The sequence below is a fragment of the Craterilacuibacter sp. genome, assembly GCF_051659485.1.
Classification (GTDB): domain Bacteria; phylum Pseudomonadota; class Gammaproteobacteria; order Burkholderiales; family Chromobacteriaceae; genus Craterilacuibacter.
Map to the genome: position 1 here is coordinate 1 of NZ_JBOFOO010000261.1, position 3,832 is coordinate 3,832.

Below are 3,832 nucleotides of genomic sequence, written 5' to 3' on the forward strand. Positions count from 1 at the left end.
GATGTTTGAGGCAAATCAAAGATGGTCTACCTGTTTCTGATACAAACTAACCCAATGTGATAGTTATTTAGTATTTGCTAATATTTAGGAAAATACATTTAAATATCCATGCGGACAGTTTTCCAGGAATCCCCCTTTACGTTCCGCGTGAAGCGAGAAAGATTCCGGATTGATTGTCGTGGCAGTTGCATCCGCCACATCATCCATTCGTATCAGGAGAAATAGATCATGCCTTGTTATTCGCGCTTATTGCCCCTTGCTGTCAGCTGTGCCCTGCTGTCTGCGCCTGCCCTGGCTGCCGAGCCAAGCGGAACCCTGAAAAAAATCAAGGATTCCGGCACCATCGTGCTTGGACACCGTGATTCTGCTATCCCTTTTGCCTACCTTGCCGGTGGTAAACAGCCGGTAGGCTACTCGCTGGATCTTGCCCAGCATGTCGTCGATGCGGTGAAGAAAGAGTTGGGTATGCCGAATCTGCAGGTGCGTTACAACATGGTCACCGGCCAGACACGTATTCCGCTATTGCAGAACGGCACCGTCGATATCGAGTGTGGCGCCACGACCAATAATGTCGAGCGTCAGCGTCAGGTTGATTTCTCGGTCGGTATTTTTGAAATCGGTACCCGATTGCTGGTGAAGAAAAATTCCGGCATCAAGGATTTTGCCGATCTCAAGGGCAAGAACGTCGTGGTATCTGCCGGTACGACGGGTGAGCGTCTGATGCGGTCTATGAATGCCAGCCAGAAACTGGGCATGAACATCGTGGCGGCAAAAGATAATGGCGAGTCTTTCCTGATGCTGGAGTCCGGCCGGGTCGTCGCCTTCATGACCGACGATGCCATGCTGTACGGTGAGCGTGCCAAGGCCCGCAATCCGGCCGATTGGGTGGTGGTGGGCAAGCCGCAATCGACCGAGATCTATGGCTGCATGCTGCGCAAGGGGGATGCGCCGTTCAAGGCGCTGGTGGACAAGGCCATCGTGAATACCTATAAGTCGGGCCAGATCAACGCGATCTACGCCAAATGGTTCATGAAGCCGATTCCGCCTAAGAATCTGAATTTGGGCTTCCCGATGTCGTCCGAACTCAAGGCGCTGATTGCCAAACCATCTGACCAGCCTGCCGCAAACTGATTCCTGATGTCATAATAATAAAAGGGGGGCATTCGCCCCCTTTATTTGATGGAGTTGTGCATGAATTACAACTGGGACTGGAACATCTTCTTCAAGTCCACCGGAATCGGTGACGAGATTTATCTCGACTGGTTTATCTCCGGCCTGGGCTGGACACTGGCGCTCGCGTTAGCTGCCTGGGCTATTGCCCTGCTGCTGGGTGGCCTGCTCGGTGTGATGCGGACCTTGCCCAATAAATGGCTGTCCGGTATTGCAACCGGCTATGTCGAACTGTTTCGTAACATACCCTTGCTGGTGCAACTGTTTATCTGGTACTTCGTGGTACCGGACTACTTGCCGGAACAGACCGAAATCTGGTTCAAGCAGGAACTGAACCCGGCGCTATCGGCTTATATCTCGGTCGTGATCTGCCTTGGGCTGTTTACGGCGGCACGGGTGTGCGAGCAGGTACGTACTGGCATTCAGGCGCTACCCAAGGGACAGGCGAATGCGGCGATGGCGATGGGCTTTTCTACCGCCCAGGTGTATCGCCATATCCTGCTGCCACAGGCATTCCGCGTGGTGATTCCGCCGCTGACATCCGAGTTTCTGAATGTATTCAAGAACTCGTCGGTCGCATCGCTGATCGGCCTGATGGAAATCCTGGCGCAAGCCAAGCAGACCGCTGAATTTTCGGCCAATATCTTTGAGGCCTTCACGCTGGCCACACTGATTTACTTCACGCTGAATATGAGCATCATGAAGGTGATGAGTATGGTCGAGAAACGCGTGCGTATTCCGGGCATGATGGTTGAGGGAGGCAAGTGATGGACTTTTCGCAGATTATTCCTGCCCTGCCCGACCTGATGGACGGCATGTGGCTGACCTTGAAGCTGATGCTGATGGCCGTTGTCGGCGGCGTGGCGCTGGGGACGGTGCTGGCGCTGCTGCGCCTGTCCAGTAACCCGCTGTTGTCCGGGTTGGCCAAGGCCTACGTTAACGTGTTCCGTTCCGTGCCCCTGCTGCTGGTCATCATCTGGTTCTATCTGGCTGTACCTATGCTGCTGAACTGGATCACCGGCGACTTTGTCTCGATAGGCGCATTTACCTCGTGTCTGGTGGCCTTCATGATGTTCGAGGCGGCCTACTATTGCGAAATCGTACGTGCCGGTATCCAGTCGATAGCCAAGGGCCAGGCCAACGCGGCCTATGCGCTGGGAATGACCTATAGCCAAGCTATGCGGCTGGTCATCCTGCCGCAGGCCTTCCGCAAGATGATGCCGCTATTGCTGCAGCAGTCGATCATCCTGTTTCAGGATACCTCGCTGGTGTACGCTGTCGGCCTGATGGATTTCCTCAGTAGTGCGCGTTCGCGTGGCGACATCCTTGGCATGCCACATGAGTTCCTGCTGTTTGCCGGGGCGGTTTATTTTGTAGTGAGCTTTGCTGCTTCGCGCGGCGTCAAACATTTGCAAAAGAGGTTGGCAGTATGAGTACGATGATTTCCATCAATAAGGTCAACAAGTGGTATGGCGATTTTCAGGTGCTGACCGATTGCAGCACCTCGGTTTCCAAGGGTGAGGTGGTCGTTGTGTGCGGCCCATCCGGCTCGGGTAAGTCTACGCTGATCAAGTGCGTTAATGCGCTGGAGCCGTTCCAGAAAGGCGAAATCGTCGTTGATGGCATTTCGGTAGGCGATCCCAAGACCAATTTGCCCAAGTTGCGTAGCCGCGTGGGCATGGTATTCCAGCACTTTGAACTGTTTCCGCATCTGACTATTGTGGAAAATCTGGCCATTGCCCAGATCAAGGTATTGGGCCGCTCGCAGGATGAAGCGACGGACAAGTCCATCAAATTGCTGGATCGCGTTGGTCTGAAGGCACATGGGCACAAGCATCCGGGGCAACTGTCCGGTGGCCAGCAGCAACGTGTCGCCATTGCCCGTGCACTGGCGATGGATCCGATCTGCATGCTGTTTGACGAGCCTACGTCGGCACTGGACCCGGAGATGATCAATGAAGTGCTGGATGTGATGACCGAACTGGCCAAGGAAGGGATGACCATGATGTGCGTGACCCATGAAATGGGCTTTGCCCGTCGCGTGGCAGACCGTGTCATCTTCATGGACCGTGGCTATATCGTCGAGGATTGCAGCAAGGACGACTTCTTCGGTACGCCACGCTCCGAGCGTGCCCAGCAGTTCCTGTCCAAGATCCTGCAACACTGATCCCGCGATTGTTGCTGCAAAAACGGCCTGTGCTGATGCACAGGCCGTTTTTTATTGTGGGGTGATGCCTGTTGTTGTGGAAAAGTGGGCGGTGTTGTTGGCGGTGGTACTGAATGAGTTATCCACAGCCGTTCAAGTGCAGGACCCTTGTCGTGTGTTTCACTGCATTTCATGCGGGCGCTGTGGATTTTGTTGAGAGCAGGCTTACTTATCCACAAGACCGCTATTTTGGGTTGGTGTTTTTATATGGGCTTTCTTATGGCCTGATGGGGCTTAGCCCCCATTTCTTGAGAACATGTAATTTAAAGCAAGAATAACGTACAAATTTAATCATCAATTACGTAATTATTTTAGTAAGCCCTCTGTCGAGGGCTGATGGTTCACATCAGTTCATCCCATAACATCCACAGTGCCGTGGCTGCCATCAGCATGGCCATGCCAAAATTGAACAGGCGCAGATGGTGTGCCTGTTGCAGATAACGGCGCAGGCGATCA

The 3,832-nt window shown here is 53.5% G+C and carries 4 protein-coding genes; all 4 read left to right on the forward strand.

Annotation, left to right across the window (positions count from 1 at the left end):
* Positions 1–228 precede the first annotated feature (228 nt).
* Genes ACRC1E_RS09010 through ACRC1E_RS09025 form a run of 4 tightly spaced genes read left to right on the forward strand, consistent with a single transcriptional unit; the run spans position 229 to position 3,337 of the window.
* Positions 229–1,131, forward strand: a complete 903-nt coding sequence (locus ACRC1E_RS09010) for a glutamate/aspartate ABC transporter substrate-binding protein (RefSeq protein ID WP_438514764.1) — start codon at positions 229–231, stop codon at positions 1,129–1,131.
* 60 nt (positions 1,132–1,191) lie between these two features.
* A complete protein-coding gene (locus ACRC1E_RS09015) occupies positions 1,192–1,938 on the forward strand; it encodes an amino acid ABC transporter permease (protein ID WP_438514765.1) in 747 nt (248 codons plus the stop codon).
* Positions 1,938–2,603, forward strand: coding sequence for an amino acid ABC transporter permease (locus ACRC1E_RS09020; RefSeq protein ID WP_438514766.1), 666 nt, complete (start codon positions 1,938–1,940; stop codon positions 2,601–2,603). Before ACRC1E_RS09015 ends, ACRC1E_RS09020 begins: the two co-directional genes overlap by 1 nt.
* 5 nt (positions 2,604–2,608) lie before the next feature.
* Positions 2,609–3,337 (forward strand): amino acid ABC transporter ATP-binding protein, encoded by a 729-nt coding sequence (locus tag ACRC1E_RS09025; protein ID WP_438514767.1) that lies wholly within the window; start codon positions 2,609–2,611, stop codon positions 3,335–3,337.
* The last annotated feature ends 495 nt before the right edge of the window (positions 3,338–3,832 follow it).